We start from the raw sequence: 15,150 nt of genomic DNA on the forward strand, positions 1-15,150 counted from the left end.
GTACAACCTGCCGCGCAAAGTCAGGCTCTATCTCGGACGATGGGGTGAGGCGTGCATATAGGATCGCGGCCGCGCGCTGTCAACGGACCGCCAGGCGATGGCCGAACAATGTCGGCGATTGATCGCTTAAGTGTCAGGCCCCTCATAGGCATCGACGATCCGCCCGACGATCGGGTGACGGACGACGTCGGCGCTGGTGAAATAGCTGACGTTGATCCCCTCGACCCCTTCGAGCCGGCCGACGGCGTCGGCCAGTCCCGAGGTCGCCGGGATCGGCAGATCGACCTGCTTGGGGTCGCCGCAGACCACCATCCGGCTGTTCATGCCGAAGCGGGTCAGGAACATCTTCATCTGGGGAATCGTCGTGTTCTGCGCCTCGTCGAGGATGATGAAGGCATCGGCGAGCGTCCGCCCGCGCATGAAGGCGAGCGGCGCGATCTCGATCTCTCCGCTCGCGATGCGCCGCTCGACCTGCTCTGCGGGCAGGCAATCGTGGAGCGCGTCGTACAGCGGGCGCAGGTACGGATCGACCTTTTCCTTCATGTCGCCGGGCAGGAAGCCCAGCTTCTCCCCCGCCTCGACCGCCGGACGCGACAGGATCAGGCGCTGGACGCTGCCGGTGATCAGCTGCGCGACCGCCTGCGCGACCGCGAGATAGGTCTTGCCCGTCCCCGCCGGGCCGAGCGCAAAGATGATCTCGTCGCGCGCCAGCGCCTGCATATAGGGGATCTGCGACGGCGCGCGCGGCACGATCGTCTTCTTGCGCGTCCGGATCATGATCGGCGGCGCTTCGTCCTTGTCGTGGCGGATGATGCCGGCAAGCGTCGGCTGCGCCGACATCGCGATCACCCCGTCGACCATCCCGGCGTCGACCTCCTGCCCCTGTTCGATGCGCGTGTAGAGATCGACGAGCACGTCGCGGGCGCGCGCCGCAGCCTCGGCCTCGCCCTCGATCTGCACCCGATTGCCGCGCGCCGAGATATAGACGCCCAGCCGGTTTTCGATCGCGACCAGATTGCGGTCGAACTCGCCAAACAAGATGCCCAACAGCTGGGTGCGCTCGAATTCCGCCGTCAGCCGGACGCGGTCGCCGGGTTCGGCGGGGGTGGAGGCGGTCAGCGGGCGTTTGGACATATGGGCAAGGCTCCTGGGCTAAGGCTTATCCTGTGTACCCCCGCAAAGGCGGGAGTCCATCACCGATCGTTTCGCGATTCGACGGAAGGAGGCCAAGTGTGTCTTCGTGGAGACAGCTGCCGCCAGGCGCACTAGGCGACCTCTTCGATCAATGCTTCGGCGGCGACGCTGTTCGCCCCGGCCGACACGATCCGCACGTCGATCATGTCGCCGATCTTGAGCCCAGGCGCAATCACATGCGCCGATTGCAGCCACGGCGTCTTGCCGATCAGCTGCCCGTCCAGCTTACCCTTGCGTTCGAGCAACAGCCGCGTCGTGCTGCCGACGCTCGCTTCGTTAAACGCCTGCTGCTGCTCGTTGAGCAGCGCCTGCAGCCGCTGGAGTCGCTCGTTCATCACCGCTTCGGGAACCTGCCCGTCCATCGTCGCGGCGGGGGTGCCGGGGCGGCGCGAATATTTGAAGCTGTACGCCATCGCGTAGCGCGTCTGATGGACCAGATCGAGCGTCGCCTGAAAATCGGCCTCGCTCTCGCCGGGGAAGCCGACGATAAAGTCACCCGAGATCGCGATGTCGGGGCGCACCGCACGCACGCGTTCGATGACGCGCAAATAGCTGTCGACGCTGTGGCTGCGGTTCATCGCCGCGAGGATGCGGTCGCTGCCCGCCTGCACCGGCAGGTGGAGGAAAGGCATCAGCTTGTCGATCTCGCCATGCGCAGCGATCAGCCCCTCGGTCATGTCGTTGGGGTGGCTGGTAGTGTAGCGGATGCGTTCGAGCCCGTCCTCTTTCGCGAGTTCGCGGATCAGCCCGTCGAGGCCGATCGCCCTGCCCTTCTCGTCCTCGCCGTCCCACGCGTTGACGTTCTGGCCGAGCAGGGTGATCTCGCGCGCGCCGCCTATAACCAGTGCACGCGCCTCGGCGATCAGGTCGGCAAACGGCCGGCTGATCTCGGCACCGCGGGTATAGGGGACGACGCAATAGGTGCAGAATTTGTCGCAGCCTTCCTGCACGGTCAGGAAGGCGGTCGGGCGCTGTCCGGCGCCGCGCGCCGGCAGTGCGCCGAACTTGCTCATCGCCGGCATGTCGAGATCGACCGCCTTTTCGCCCCTCGCCGCCTTCGCGATCAGCTCGGGCAGACGGTGGTAGGCCTGCGGGCCGACGACAACGTCGACGCTGGGGGCGCGGCGCGCAATCTCGGCGCCCTCGGCCTGCGCGACGCAGCCCGCGACGGCGATCGTCGGCGTGCTGCCGTCGGCGCGCTTCAACCGGCCGATGTCCGAATAGACTTTCTCGGCGGCTTTTTCGCGGATGTGGCACGTGTTGAGCACGACCAGATCGGCGTCGGCACCATCGGCGGCGGCGACATAGCCTTCGGCGCCCAGCATCTCGGCCATGCGTTCGCCGTCATAGACGTTCATCTGGCAGCCGAAGGATTTGACGTGAAAGGTTTTGGCGGGGGAGTCGATTGTCATCGGCGCGCTATAGGCGATGCCGCGCGGCGGCGGAAGGCCGTGCGATCGCGGCGGCGATCGCGGCGCGCGCCGCTTCGTTGACCGCCTTGCGGTCGTGTTCGGCCGCATCGGGCAGCGGGTCGAGATAATGGATCGTCAGCGAAATCGGCCGCTTGCGCGCGAGCAGCCGCTTGAAATTGTCGAGTCCCGATTCGGGGTCGAGCCACGCGATGTCGCTCGCCTGATCGCCGTAATCGAGGAACACCGGCTGGACCCGCAGGCGCGGCGGGGTCGGGATGACCGCCTGAAACAGCGAGGCGCGAAACGGCAGCAGGCCGTCGCCGGGACCCGTCGTGCCTTCGGGGAACAGGGTGACGGGACGGCCGCGCGCGAGCGCGTCGCGCAGGCTGTTCGCCTGGCTGTGGATGTCGCGCCGCGCCTGACGCTCGACGTAGATCGTGCTGTTCTGGTCAGCGAGCCAGCCGACGAGCGGGGTGGTGCCGACCTCGGCCTTCGACACGAAGGCCGAGCGCGCGGCGCCGCCGAGCGCGAGGATGTCGAGCCAGCTGACATGGTTCGACACGAACAGCACGTCGCGGCGCAGCCTGATGCCGGTGGTGCGGATACGCAGCCCCGCGATCCAGCCCGCCGCATTGAGGAATGCCATCACCATCGGCGAAGGACGGCCGACGGCGCGATAGAGCAGATGCGGGACGATCAGGAACAACAGCGCCAGCACCATCAGGGTCAGGCGGGCGACCGTGCGCCAGGTGATCGCGGCGCGATCAGTCCCGCTTGCGACCGATGGCGACACCGTAAAGCTCCATGCGATGGTCGACGAGGCGGAAGCCCAGCCGTTCGGCGATGACCTTCTGCAACGCCTCGAGCTCGGGATCGACGAATTCGATCACCTTGCCGGTTTCGACATCGATCAGATGATCGTGATGCGCCTCGGGCGCGGCCTCGTAGCGCGAGCGCCCGTCGCCGAAATCGTGGCGATCGAGAATCCCCGCCTCTTCGAACAGCCGCACGGTGCGGTACACGGTCGCGATAGAAATCCCGCTATCCACCTTCGACGCGCGCTCATAGAGCGTTTCGACGTCGGGGTGATCCTCGGAATCCGAGATGACGCGCGCAATGATCCGGCGCTGGTCGGTGATGCGCAGCCCCTTTTCGTGGCACAGGGCTTCGAGATCGATGGTACCGGACATGCGGGCCTTTCCTGCAATATGCAGCCGTATCTATGGTTGAAAACTGTATAGGGTCGCGCCGCGGATAGGACAAGGGCGGCACCTTGCGGCGCCGCCCTTTACCGCCCGTTGCCGGGCAATTATGTTCGGCGCGTCAGACTTTCGCTTTGCGCTTGCGCCCGCCGCCGCGGCCCTTGGTGCCGAGGCCGATTTCCTTCGCCAGCGCACGGCGCCGTTCGGCATAGTTGGGGGCGACCATCGGATAGTCGGCGGGAAGGCCCCATTTGGTGCGATAATCGTCGGGGGTCATGCCGTAATGCGTCATCAGGTGGCGGCGCAGCATCTTCAGCTTCTTGCCGTCTTCGAGGCAGGTGATGAAATCGGGTTTGACCGAGGTGCGGATCGACACCGCGGGCACCAGCTTTTCTTCGACCACCGGCTGCGTCCCCAGACCCGACAGCGCGGCGTGGACATTGTTGATGAGTACCGCGAGGTCAGAGATGGCGACGCTGTTGTTGCTGACATGCGCAGCGACAATGTCGGCAGTCAGTGTGACGAGCATTTCAGATGTATCGGCTTGATCCGACATGAGACCGTTTCCTTGTTTTTATTTCCAGAAGAGGGACGCTGAAATATTTCCATATTTCTTCACCCGTCCATTATCATGCCATCGCGGCGCCAAAATCGCAATGATCTATGACTTGGGTTTACCATCGAAACAGGGTCGCCGCATCGTAATGGCATCGCGAACCACCCCATCGGCGCCGCGGTAATAGGCCTGTCGCCGACCGCATTCTGAAAAGCCGACCCGCTGATAGAGATGGATGGCGTCGTTATCCGCCCGCATTTCAAGAAAACAATCCTCGGCACCTTGGTCGGCTGCCCAGCTTTGCCAATCGTCCATCAGCGCGACGCCGATACCGCGGCCGCGATACGCCGGATCGACCGCGAGCAGCAGAAGTTCGCTTTCGGGACCCGCCATCCGCGCCGCTGAAAAGCCGCACGGCCGCTCGCCGTCCCAGGCCAGGCAGATGCGCGCCGAGGGCAGCGCGAACAGCGTCAGCAACTGCGCGGCGCTCCACGCCTCGCCATAAGCGGGGGCAAAGGCCGCATCCATCACCCGCATCACCGCGGCGAGATCGCCGACCCGCGCGGTGGCAAGGCGAATGGCATCGGTCATACGGCAACCATCGGCTTCGCGTCGGGCGCGCGGCCATAGGTCGGGCTGGGATCGGCGAACCGGGCGCCGATGGGCAGCGCGACAAAGGCGCGCGCATCGGGCAGCATCGCAAGCGCCTCCCCCGCACCGCGCAACGCCACGAACGCCTCGGCGCGATTGCCGATCACGAGGGCGTCAGCCTCGGCGACGGCGGCGTCGGGAAGCAGCGACCGGACGTCGCCGATCGGCGAGAGGTCCGCCGCGAAACGCTGGACGAACCATTGCCCGTGGCCGCCCTCCATCACCACCAGCGCGCCATCGGCTGCCGCGATGGCATCGGCAGCACCGGCCGCAACGAGCGCGAGGGTCGAAAAGCCGTGCGCCGGCACCTGCCAGCCGAGCGCCAGCGCGCGCGCTGCAGCGACGCCGATGCGGACGCCGGCGAAGCTCCCCGGCCCGCAGCCGACGAAAATTTCCTCGGCGCGGCCGCCGTCCGCGAGTTCGGCGATCAGCGGCACCAGCCGTTCGGCATGGCCGCGACCGATCAGCTCGTGGCGGAAATCGACGACGACACCCGCGTCCAGCACCGCCACCGAACAGGCCTCGCTCGCCGAATCGATCACCAGCTTCCGCATTGTAGGGTCGGAACGCGCGCGCTCAGGCGATGCGGTTGAAGCGGACGAAATCGGGGCGCGGGCTGCGCTCGAAAATGCTCGCGGGGTCGCCATAGCCCAGCGTCGAGATGAAATTGCTGCGCACCGTCGGCTGGTCGGCAAAGAAGGCGGCATCGACCGCGTCGTTGTTGAACCCCGACATCGGCCCGGTATCGAGCCCCAGCGCCCGCGCGGCGAGAATGAAATAGGCGCCCTGCAGGCTGGAATTGCGGAACGCCGTCGTCTTGGCCAGTTCGTCGTTGCCCTTGAACCAGCTGCGCGCGTCGGTGTGCGGAAACAGCTCGGGCAGATTTTCGTAGAATTCCAGATCCATGCCGATGATCGCGGTCACCGGGGCCTTGACGATTTTTTCGCCGTTCGCGGGCATCGCCAGCGCGGCGAGCTTTTCCTTCGCTTCCTGGCTGGTGCACCAGACGATCCGCGCCGGCAGGCAGTTGGCGCTGGTCGGACCATATTTCATCACGTCCCAGATCGCGTGGAGCTGGGCATCCGACACCGGTTCGTCGCGATAGAAATTATAAGTGCGCGCGGTACGAAACAGCTGGTCGAGGGCGCTATCGGAAAGCGGCTCGCTCATCGGACATTCTCCTGTTGCGGGGTCAGACGGCGTGGACCGCCGTCACTTCGGGAACATAATGTTTGAGCAGCGATTCGATGCCGTTTTTCAGCGTCGCGGTCGACGACGGACATCCGGCACAGGCGCCCTGCATCTTCAGATACACATTGCCCTTGTCGAAACCGCGATAAACGATGTCGCCGCCGTCGTTGGCGACCGCGGGGCGGACGCGCGTTTCGATGAGTTCCTTGATCTGCTCGATCACGTCGGCGTCGGCGGGATCGTCGGCAAAGCCCGTATCGTCCTCGGCCGGAACGCTGAAGCCGCCCGCGCCCGCCGGGTGAAACAGCGGCATGCCGGCGAGGAAATGATCCATCATGATCCCGAGCACGTCGGGCTTGGCGTCGCTCCATTCGGCGCCCGGCGCGATCGTCACCGAGACGAAGTCGCGGCCGAAGAAAACGCCGGTAACGTCGCCGAGCGTGAACAGCGCGGTCGCGAGCGGCGACGCTTCCGCCTCTTCGGGACTGGCGAAATCGCGGGTTCCCGATTCCATGACCGGCCGGCCAGGCAGGAATTTCAGCGTCGCCGGATTGGGCGTCGATTCGGTTTCGATCAGCATGAGGTGCATGTGGGACGCCGCCGCCGTTTGTGCAAGCGGCAACGCGGCGCCGCAATATTGTGCTAGGGCGCTGCGATGCGCCGTTTCACCCATTTCGCCGCGATCGACTGGTCGGGGGCGCGCGGCGCGCGCCACCGCGGCATCGCGCTGGCCGTCGCCAGCGGGTCGGACCCGCCCGCGCTGGTACGGCCGGGGCATATCTGGTCGCGCGGCGAAATCCTGGACTGGCTTCGCGGCGTGGCGGCGGCGCGCACCGACATGCTCATCGGTTTCGATTTTTCGGCCGCTTTCGCCTTTGCCGACCGCGGCGCCTATTTTCCCGACTGGGCCGACAGCCCCGCCGACATGCGCGGACTGTGGGCGCTGGTCGAGCAGTTGGCGGCGGACGATCCGCATCTGGAGGGGCAAAGCTTCCTCGCGCACCCACAGGCGCACCGCCATTTCCGCCACGGCGCGGGCGTGGTCGGCGACCTGTTCGAAGCCGGCACCGGACGATTGCGTGTCGTCGAGCGGCACCAGCGCGTGACCCGGCAGGCCGCCAGTGTCAGCAATTTCAACCTGGTCGGCGCGGCGCAGGTCGGCAAGGCAAGCCTGTCGGGCATGCGCCTGCTCCACCGGCTGGCGGGCGAGATTGCGCTGTGGCCGGGCGACCCGGTGCCCGCGAACGGACCGCTGCTCGTCGAAATCTACACCAGCCTCGCGGCGCGCGCGGCGGGCATGGCGGCGGGACGCAGCAAGATTCGCGACGGCGCGCTGCTCGACACCGCGCTGGCCGCCCTCGGCTCGGCGCCCGCCGCGATCGCCGGGCCGGTCAGCGACCATGCCAGCGATGCGCTGCTGTCCGCGGCGTGGCTGCGCGCGATTGCCGGCGACGATGCGCGCTGGACCCCCGCGCCGCTGACCGACGCGCTGGCACGAACCGAAGGCTGGACCTTCGGCATTGTGTGACGATTGCCGGCGCGCCGCATTTTCGCGATGTCGGCTGTTTCCATCGCCGCGAAAAATGCCTAGGGGGCGCAATGCGCCGGCTTAGCTCAGTTGGTAGAGCAACCGCCTTGTAAGCGGTAGGTCGTCAGTTCGAGTCTGACAGCCGGCACCAGCAGCGGCCAGATCAGCCGTGACAGGCGCGCCCTTCAGAATTTCCGGTAAAAGCTGACCAGGTCGGCATCGGGATCGCCATAACCGCAAATCAGCCCGCGCAGCATCTGCGCCGCCATCATCGAAAAGGTGATGCCGTTGCCGCCATAGCCCATTGCGGCATAGCAATGCGGCATCGCCGGGATGCGGCCGATCGTCGGGGTGCCCACCGGGCTGTCGCCGAAGCTGCCGGCCCAGCTGTAGCGCGGCGTCGCGTCGATATCGGGCAGCAGGGCCGCGAGTTTGCGCGACAAGGTCGCCGCCTTGTCGGCGAGCTTGGCATCGCGCTCACCCGCGTCGGCTATTTCCTCGTCCTCGCCGCCGCAGATGATCTCGCCGTTGGGGGTGGTGCGGATATAGAGATAGGGATCGGCCGCCTCCCAGATCATCGCCGCGCCGGGCCAGATCGCGCGCGGTTGCGGCTTGGTCGCAATCGACCAGCTGGAAATGATCTTGTTTCCCTTGCGCGGGATGCCCTTCATCATTTCATAGCCGCTCGCAATGACGACATGGCTGGCGCGCAGCGTCGGTCCGTGCGCGCTGGCCAGCGTCACGCCGCCCGCGTCCGGCGCGATGTCGCAGATGTCGACGGGAGAATAGAGCCGCGCCCCGCGCGCCAGCGCGACGTTCAGATAGCCCGCCGTCAGCCGCCGCGGATCGGCGGAATAATTGCCGAAACCGATGAGCGCGTGGCGTCCCGCGATCCCGTAGCGCTCCTTCACCGCCGCGGGTTTGAGCAGCTCGACCTCGAACCCGGCACGGCGTCGGGCATCGGCTTCGCGCGCCAGGCCGTCGGCATCGAGGACATTGCCGTCGAGATAGATCGATCCGCGCGTCGCGCCATCGACGTCGAGCCCGTACCGCTCGGTGCGTTCGCGCAGCGCTTCGACCGACTGGCGCGAGCGGCGCCAGATCCGCTCGGCCTTGTCGCGGCCGATCCGCTCGGCCATCAGCGACAGCGGCGTGTCGAGCTCATATTGCAGCATCGCCGTCGATGCGGCGGTCGATCCTTCCGCCGGGCCGCGGCGATCGACGATGACGGTGTCGAGCCCCGCATCGGATAAGGTCTCGGCGATGAGCGCCCCCGACACCCCGGCGCCGACGACGACGACGTCGCACGCGACGTCGCGGGTCAGCGGGCGGACCGCGATCGCCGGGCGCCGGCGCGCCGTCCACAGCGACTGGCCGGTGCGCAGGTCGCGATGATGGGTTGCCGACGGGCTGCTCACCCGCGCGCGCGATCACGCAAGGTCGCGGACCTTGGCTTCGCGCGCCCAGTGGCGCCGCGTCCCGACTTTGGCAAATTGTTCGATCGGAACGACGCCGCCGTCCTTTTCGACCCCGGCCTTGTCGAGGATGACTTGCGTGCCCTGGCAATGGGCAATCGTCTTGCAATGACCGTAGGCGTCCATGAACCATTGCACCGCCGCGCCCTGTTTCGCCAGGACGTCCGCCTGATCGGGCATCAGGATCGACGCCACCGCGTCGAACAGCACCGAGGGCGAACCGGCGAGCTGGCCGTCGGCCTTGAGCGTGCCGCCCTTGACCTTGATGCCGCCAACCTTGGGCGCGACGAGGAAGGCGGTGCCGCCGGCCCCTTCGATCTCGCCCTTCAACTTGTCGATCGCCGCCTTGTCCGACCCTTCGGCAAACAGGATCGCGACCTTGCGGCCCTCCATCGTGTCGTCGGCATTTTTCTGGATCGACAGCGCGTCGGAGGGCTTGAGATCGACCGGCGTCCGCGCGGCCTTTTCCTTGGCGGGCAAATCGATCGCCAGTCCCGCTGCGACGCGCTTCGCCAGATCCTCGTCGATGTTGCGCAGCTGCCCGACGACGCGGGCGCGGACGTGGTCGAGCCCGACCTTCGACAGCTCGAAGACCAGCGCCGAGGCGATGTGCGCCTGCTCATTCTCGGTCTGCGACAGATAGAACAGCCGCGCCTGGCTGAAATGGTCGGCGAACAGTTCGGCGCGGATGCGCAGCTTCTGCGCCGGATCGTTGCGCTCGTCGTTCGCGGAGAAGGTCTTGAACCCCGTGTCGGCGCTGGCGCGCGGCCCGCCATTCTCCCCGGCTTCGGCGAGGCTGTTGGGCTCGTAATTGGCGCGCCCGGTCGGCACCAGCGTCTGCATCATCCCGTCACGCTGGAAATTGTGGAACGGGCATTTGGGCGCGTTGATCGGGATCTGATGGAAATTGGTCGTCCCCAGCCGCGACTTTTGCGTGTCGAGATAGGAGAAGAGGCGGCCCTGAAGCAGCGGATCGTTGCTGAAATCGATCCCCGGAATGATGTTCGACGGCAGGAAAGCGACCTGCTCGGTTTCGGCGAAGAAATTGTCGACGTTGCGGTTGAGCGTCATGCGTCCGACGATCTCGACGGGGACGTCCTCCTCGGGGATCAGCTTGGTCGCGTCGAGGACGTCATAGGGCTGCTTCGCCGCGAACGCCTCGTCGAACACCTGCACGCCAAGGTCCCACGCCGGGAAGTCGCCCGCGTCGATCGCCTCGAACAGGTCGCGGCGGTGGAAATCGGGATCGGCACCGGCGATCTTGACGGCTTCGTCCCACGTCGTCGACTGGATGCCGAGCACGGGCTTCCAGTGGAATTTGACGAACTTGCCGTCGCCCTTTTCATTGACGAAGCGGAAGGTGTGGACGCCGAACCCTTCGATCATCCGCAGGCTGCGCGGGATCGTGCGGTCGGACATCGCCCACATGATCATGTGCATCGCCTCTGGCATCAAACCGATGAAGTCCCAGAAGGTGTCGTGCGCGCTAGCGGCTTGCGGATAGCCGCGGTCGGCCTCCATCTTGACGCTGTGGACGAGGTCGGGGAATTTCATCGCGTCCTGGATGAAGAACACCGGGATATTGTTGCCAACGAGATCCCAATTGCCGCTGTCGGTGTAGAGCTTGACCGCAAAGCCGCGCACGTCGCGCGGGGTGTCGACCGACCCCGCCCCGCCGGCGACGGTCGAGAAGCGGACGAACACCGGACAGCTGTTGCCTTCCTTCTGCAGGATCGATGCCTTGGTCAGCCCGGGAATCGCCTTGGTACATTCGAACACGCCGTGCGCGCCCGACCCGCGCGCGTGGACGATGCGTTCGGGAATCCGCTCATGGTCGAAGTGAAAGATTTTTTCGCGCAGCACGAAATCTTCGAGCAGGGTCGGCCCCCGCTCGCCGGCGCGCAGCGAATTCTGGTTGTCGGCGATAGGATGGCCGAAATTGTCGGTGAGAACCGCCGCGCCATCGGCGCCGTCCGCCGCATTCTGATGCAGCTCGCCGCCGTTGCCGCGCTCGGCGGTCGCCTTGGGCTTGCCGCTGCGAGGCTGGTGATCGCGCAGGCTGTGATCGGTTGCGGGCGAGGGCGGCGGGGATTTCGGCATGGGAGGGTTCCTTGATCGCAAAAGGCGACCCTCCCCTAATCCGCCGCGCCGATGGGCGTTCCGTTGCCCGCCAAGATTTGCGACAGGCCGCGGGCCGCTATCCGTCCGCCCCCGCCGGGGGCCGCGCCGGACCGGCAAGCTGGCGACTGTAGAGCCAGCCGATGCCGATCAGGCTGAAGCCGAGCGCGACGAACGAGCCGATCCGCAGCAGCCCCTCCAGCCCCGAGGCGTCGAACAGGAACACCTTGCCGACCGCGCCGAGCATCAGCACCAGCGAGGCGATCCGCCAGTCGTGCCGCTGCGCGCGAATCCCCCACAAGAGGAAACCGATCGCGAGCGCGAGGATGAGCAGCGAGCGCAGGATATTCTCCGCCGCATCGACCCCCGGTGCGACGAGCAGGCTGCCGTGGAACAACTGGCGCAAGGTCGCCCAGGCAAAGCCCGCGACGAGCAGCATCGTCGCCGCGTCGACCGCCCGCACCAGCCAAGCCGGCGGCGGCGTCATCAACCGGACGACGAGCGCCAGGCCGAGCCACGCCATGCCGAACAGCGGCACCAGCAGATTGACGAGCGGCCACGCCCCGACCGCCTGTTCGGCCCACAGCGGATTGTGCAGTATCAGCCCGTACCAGACCGCATGCGCCGTCCCCGCGACGACGAGCGGCCACGCGAGCCCGCGCACGCCGCGCCGCAGCGCCAGCCAGCCGCCGCCGATCAGCAGCGCCTGCCACACCAGCCGCTGGGCGATGCCGGTGGCGCCGAACTCGTCGCCGGCCAGTCCCGCAAAACCGATACGATACAGGCAATGGAGCGCGATGCCCCCCGCCAGCCCGGCGACCGCGAAGCCGCCGAGCTGCACCCAGCGCGGGACAAGGTCGCGAATCCGCCACAGCGCCGCGCCGAACAGCAGCGCGGGCGCAAGCAGCCGCAGCACAACCTCGCGCGCGCCAAGCGCCGCAGCGTCAAGCGTCATCGGCAGACCGGCGAGCGAGAGCCCCGCCTGGGCCGCCCACATCGCCGCCGGCGTCGCGGCCCACGCCAGCGCCAATAGCGCGAGGCAGGTCGCCGCGGTATCGACCCGCGCCAGCCCCGTCCGCCGCGCCGCGAGCAGCACCGCCGCGCCGCCGATCGCCGGCACCAGCATCGCATAGCCAGCGGGCACCGTCAGCGCGAGGGCGCCATAGCCGAGCAGCGCCGCGATCGCCTGCGCGGCCCGCTGCGTCACCGGCCCCGCCGCGCGCGCCGCGAACAGGATCGCAAGCAGCGCGAGCGCGCCCCAGCGCAGCAGCACCGCCGGTTCGACCGCCGCGTCACCGCCAAGCAGCCGCTCCCATTGCGGCAGCAGCCCCGGCCCGGTCGCGCCGAGCAGCGCCGCCGCGAACAGCAGAAAGGCGGTCGCGACCGGTTCGATCCGCCGGTCGCCGGTGCGCGGCGCGAAGATCAGGATCGCGGCGGCGACGGCGCCGATCGCCAGCGGCGCCATCGCGGGCGGCAGCACGAGCAGGATCGCGAGCGCCAGCAGCGCGCCGGCGGTCGCGGTCAGCGCCGCGAAGCGGATGTCGCCCGCGCGGTCCACGGCCGCCCAGCCGCGCCACATCCCCGCGCCCGCGAGCAGCGCGCCGCCGAGCGCGACGAGCGCCAGCACCGCGTCGCCGACATCGAAATATTGCCATTTGACGAGCAACGGCGCGGCCATCGCGATACCGCACAGCTCGGCCACATAATGGCGGCGCTTCGGCACGTCCCACAATCGCGCGAGCAGTGGCAGCGCATGGATCGCCGCCAGCGCGAGGCCGATCAGAGCGAACCAAAAGGGCGCCGGGTCGGGCCACACGCCGAGCAGCAGCACCGACAGCAGCGCGCCGATCGTCGGCACGATCGCAAAGGCGCGGTCGCGCCACGCGAGCCACTGCCCTGCCGCGGCGAGCAGCGCAAAAAGTCCCCAGTGAAGCGGGGTGAAGCCGCCGAAGCCGACGAGCAGCGCCAGCTGCAACGCGCCGACGATCGCCGAGCCGGCGCGCAGCGCGGCGGCGCGCGGACCGTCGAACGCCAGCATCGGCAGCGCGATCGCAAGCAGCAGGACAAAGCCGCCGATCGACAGCGAGCCGAGCACGTCGAGCGCGCGCGAGGTCAGCACCATCCAGAGGCCCCAGCCGACCCCGCCGACGAGCGCCGCGAGCGCCAGCCACGGCCAGCGCCGCGTCCGCGCGACCCCCGACAGCCCGGCGATGGTCAGCGCGAGGTAAATGGCGAGCAACGGCACATTCGGTTCGACCGCGCCGACCAGCGCCGGCGCGGCGAGCCCACCGGCGAGCCCGAGCAGCGCGCTCGGCGGTCCGAAGCGCAGCGACAGCCCCAGCGCCGCCGCGGTGATCGCGGCGAGCGCAGCGAAAGCGAAGAGCGGCCCGACGAGCTGGTAGACGTTCGCCGCGACCAGGATCGCCGCGTACAGCGTCGCGATCCCCGCCCCGGCCAGCGCCTGCGGCACGCGCACGTCGCGCAGCTTCGCCTCGTTGCGCCACGCCAGTTCGGCGCCGCCGATCAGGCCGAGGCCGAACAACAGGCCGGTCACGATCTGCACTCCGGGCGTGAAGATGCGCCCGAAAAAGCCCAGGTCGATCGCATATTTGACGATCAGCACCCCGGCGATGGCGAGCGTGATGCCGCCCGCCCAGATCGGCAGCGTCTTGCCGAACAGATCCTCGAAGCGCGACGCGGCGCCGCGCGGCGGCGGCGGCGACGGTGCGGTCGGCTCGGGCTGCGATACCGACGGAGCCGGCACGGGAGTCTTTGTTTGCGCCACCGACGGGGCGGGCGCGCCAGCCTTCGCCGCAGCGCGCCGCGGCGGCGGTTCGCGCAGCGGCGGCGGGGGCGGCGGCGCGGCCACGGCGGGCGGCTCCACCATGGTTGGCGACGGCGCCGGTTCAGTCTCCTTCGGCGGCAACAGGCCCGCATGGCGTTGCAGGGCGCCGATCCGTTTTGCGGCCTCCAGCAACGTCGCCTCGGCGCGTTTCAGCCGGGTCCGCGCATCCATCAGCAGGACGAACATGATCATGATCGCGGCGAACGCGAGAAATTCGGACACGCAAATCCCCTTCGGTGCTCAGCCTGTTAGCATCGGCACATCGGGTTATCGACCGGCTTGTTGCGGCCAAGGTCAGGATCCTGGCGCGCGATCCTAATGCGCGTGGCCATGCCCCGCATCGGCGAGTTCGCCGCGCGCCTGGCGGAACACCTGCGCGCTGCCCCAGATCGCCAGCGTCGCCATGATCGCGGCGACCGCGAGGTCGGGCCACCCCTGCCCGGTGCCGAAGACGCCGAGCGCCGCCGCCATCACCGCGACATTGCCGATCGCGTCGTTGCGCGAACAGATCCACACCGATCGCATGTTCGCATCACCCGTGCGGTACCGAAACAGCATCAGCGCGACCGCGACATTGGCGGCGAGCGCGAGCGCGCCGATCAGCCCCATCGTTCCGGCGTGCGGCGCCGATCCCGCGAAAAAGCCCCAGACCGCCGACCCCAGCACCCACAGGCCGAAGGCGAGCATCGTCGCCGCCTTGAGCAGCGCGGCGCGCGCGCGCCAGGTCAATGCCATGCCGGCGACCCCCAGGCTGATCGCATAATTGGCGGCATCGCCCAGAAAATCGAGCGCGTCGGCCTGCAGCGCGCGCGAGTCCGCCGCGACGCCCGCGACGATCTCGACCCCGAACATCGCCGCGTTGATCACCAGCGCGATCCACAGGATCCGCCGCCAGCGCGGATTGTTGAGCGCGGTGGTGCCGCTGGCGCCGGCGCAGCATTGATCGGCCATGGCCGGACCTCCTTGGTTCTTCGAGTC

Annotated in this window: 14 protein-coding genes and 1 tRNA gene; 2 read left to right on the plus strand and 13 right to left on the minus strand. The window is 67.9% G+C overall.

Features of this window, described 5'->3' with window-relative positions:
* Positions 1–126: 126 nt before the first annotated feature.
* The 9 genes from HEQ22_RS09995 to HEQ22_RS10035 all read right to left on the minus strand — a co-directional run bounded on the left by HEQ22_RS09995 (position 127) and on the right by HEQ22_RS10035 (position 6,786).
* Positions 127–1,134, minus strand: coding sequence for a PhoH family protein (locus tag HEQ22_RS09995; RefSeq protein WP_432767753.1), 1,008 nt, complete (start codon positions 1,132–1,134; stop codon positions 127–129).
* Between the two features lie 131 nt (positions 1,135–1,265).
* Complete coding sequence (gene miaB / locus HEQ22_RS10000; protein ID WP_432767754.1) at positions 1,266–2,606, minus strand: tRNA (N6-isopentenyl adenosine(37)-C2)-methylthiotransferase MiaB; 1,341 nt, start codon at positions 2,604–2,606, stop codon at positions 1,266–1,268.
* A gap of 7 nt (positions 2,607–2,613) precedes the next feature.
* A complete protein-coding gene (locus HEQ22_RS10005) occupies positions 2,614–3,399 on the minus strand; it encodes a lysophospholipid acyltransferase family protein (protein WP_432767755.1) in 786 nt (261 codons plus the stop codon).
* The gene (locus HEQ22_RS10010; protein WP_432767756.1) at positions 3,371–3,796 is read right to left on the minus strand and encodes a Fur family transcriptional regulator; all 426 of its coding nucleotides are present in this window, start codon (positions 3,794–3,796) and stop codon (positions 3,371–3,373) included. The genes HEQ22_RS10005 and HEQ22_RS10010 overlap by 29 nt, the downstream gene beginning before the upstream one ends.
* Before the next feature lie 133 nt (positions 3,797–3,929).
* Entirely contained in the window at positions 3,930–4,364 is a 435-nt protein-coding gene (locus tag HEQ22_RS10015) for a MucR family transcriptional regulator (RefSeq protein WP_432767757.1), read from the minus strand.
* 105 nt (positions 4,365–4,469) lie between these two features.
* A complete protein-coding gene (locus tag HEQ22_RS10020; protein ID WP_432767758.1) occupies positions 4,470–4,955 on the minus strand; it encodes a GNAT family N-acetyltransferase in 486 nt (161 codons plus the stop codon).
* Positions 4,952–5,569, minus strand: a complete 618-nt coding sequence (tsaB, locus tag HEQ22_RS10025) for a tRNA (adenosine(37)-N6)-threonylcarbamoyltransferase complex dimerization subunit type 1 TsaB (protein WP_432767759.1) — start codon at positions 5,567–5,569, stop codon at positions 4,952–4,954. The genes HEQ22_RS10020 and tsaB overlap by 4 nt, the downstream gene beginning before the upstream one ends.
* Positions 5,570–5,591: 22 nt before the next feature.
* On the minus strand, positions 5,592–6,185 hold the full coding sequence (locus HEQ22_RS10030) for a malonic semialdehyde reductase (protein ID WP_432767760.1): 594 nt from the start codon (positions 6,183–6,185) through the stop codon (positions 5,592–5,594).
* Between the two features lie 22 nt (positions 6,186–6,207).
* A complete protein-coding gene (locus HEQ22_RS10035; protein ID WP_432770853.1) occupies positions 6,208–6,786 on the minus strand; it encodes a NifU family protein in 579 nt (192 codons plus the stop codon).
* Between the two features lie 75 nt (positions 6,787–6,861).
* Here HEQ22_RS10035 and HEQ22_RS10040 point away from each other — a divergent pair, with 75 nt between their 5' ends.
* Positions 6,862–7,734, plus strand: a complete 873-nt coding sequence (locus HEQ22_RS10040; protein WP_432767761.1) for a hypothetical protein — start codon at positions 6,862–6,864, stop codon at positions 7,732–7,734.
* A 75-nt stretch (positions 7,735–7,809) separates the two neighbouring features.
* A tRNA-Thr gene (locus tag HEQ22_RS10045) sits at positions 7,810–7,885 on the plus strand.
* 34 nt (positions 7,886–7,919) lie between these two features.
* Here the strand turns inward: HEQ22_RS10045 and HEQ22_RS10050 are convergent.
* From HEQ22_RS10050 to HEQ22_RS10065, 4 genes are all read right to left on the minus strand, one after another.
* Complete coding sequence (locus tag HEQ22_RS10050; RefSeq protein WP_432767762.1) at positions 7,920–9,152, minus strand: NAD(P)/FAD-dependent oxidoreductase; 1,233 nt, start codon at positions 9,150–9,152, stop codon at positions 7,920–7,922.
* Between the two features lie 12 nt (positions 9,153–9,164).
* Positions 9,165–11,309 carry a catalase gene (locus HEQ22_RS10055; RefSeq protein WP_432767763.1) on the minus strand — a complete coding sequence of 715 codons (2,145 nt, stop codon included), beginning with the start codon at positions 11,307–11,309 and terminating at the stop codon, positions 9,165–9,167.
* 97 nt (positions 11,310–11,406) lie between these two features.
* On the minus strand, positions 11,407–14,394 hold the full coding sequence (locus HEQ22_RS10060; RefSeq protein WP_432767764.1) for a DUF2339 domain-containing protein: 2,988 nt from the start codon (positions 14,392–14,394) through the stop codon (positions 11,407–11,409).
* Positions 14,395–14,487: 93 nt separating this feature from the next.
* Entirely contained in the window at positions 14,488–15,123 is a 636-nt protein-coding gene (locus HEQ22_RS10065; protein ID WP_432767765.1) for a cation transporter, read from the minus strand.
* Positions 15,124–15,150: the final 27 nt, after the last annotated feature.

This window comes from Sphingopyxis sp. (genome assembly GCF_050916055.1).
Lineage (GTDB): Bacteria > Pseudomonadota > Alphaproteobacteria > Sphingomonadales > Sphingomonadaceae > Sphingopyxis.

Excerpts from the sequence above, each read along its gene's own strand:
- HEQ22_RS10055 (WP_432767763.1), bottom strand. The coding sequence starts at position 11,309 with ATGCCGAAATCCCCGCCGCCCTCGCCCGCAACCGATCACAGCCTGCGC.
- HEQ22_RS09995 (WP_432767753.1), bottom strand. The coding sequence starts at position 1,134 with ATGTCCAAACGCCCGCTGACCGCCTCCACCCCCGCCGAACCCGGCGAC.
- HEQ22_RS10020 (WP_432767758.1), bottom strand. The coding sequence starts at position 4,955 with ATGACCGATGCCATTCGCCTTGCCACCGCGCGGGTCGGCGATCTCGCC.
- miaB (WP_432767754.1), bottom strand. The coding sequence starts at position 2,606 with ATGACAATCGACTCCCCCGCCAAAACCTTTCACGTCAAATCCTTCGGC.
- HEQ22_RS10040 (WP_432767761.1), top strand. The coding sequence starts at position 6,862 with ATGCGCCGTTTCACCCATTTCGCCGCGATCGACTGGTCGGGGGCGCGC.
- HEQ22_RS10065 (WP_432767765.1), bottom strand. The coding sequence starts at position 15,123 with ATGGCCGATCAATGCTGCGCCGGCGCCAGCGGCACCACCGCGCTCAAC.
- tsaB (WP_432767759.1), bottom strand. The coding sequence starts at position 5,569 with ATGCGGAAGCTGGTGATCGATTCGGCGAGCGAGGCCTGTTCGGTGGCG.
- HEQ22_RS10035 (WP_432770853.1), bottom strand. The coding sequence starts at position 6,786 with ATGCTGATCGAAACCGAATCGACGCCCAATCCGGCGACGCTGAAATTC.
- HEQ22_RS10030 (WP_432767760.1), bottom strand. The coding sequence starts at position 6,185 with ATGAGCGAGCCGCTTTCCGATAGCGCCCTCGACCAGCTGTTTCGTACC.
- HEQ22_RS10015 (WP_432767757.1), bottom strand. The coding sequence starts at position 4,364 with ATGTCGGATCAAGCCGATACATCTGAAATGCTCGTCACACTGACTGCC.
- HEQ22_RS10010 (WP_432767756.1), bottom strand. The coding sequence starts at position 3,796 with ATGTCCGGTACCATCGATCTCGAAGCCCTGTGCCACGAAAAGGGGCTG.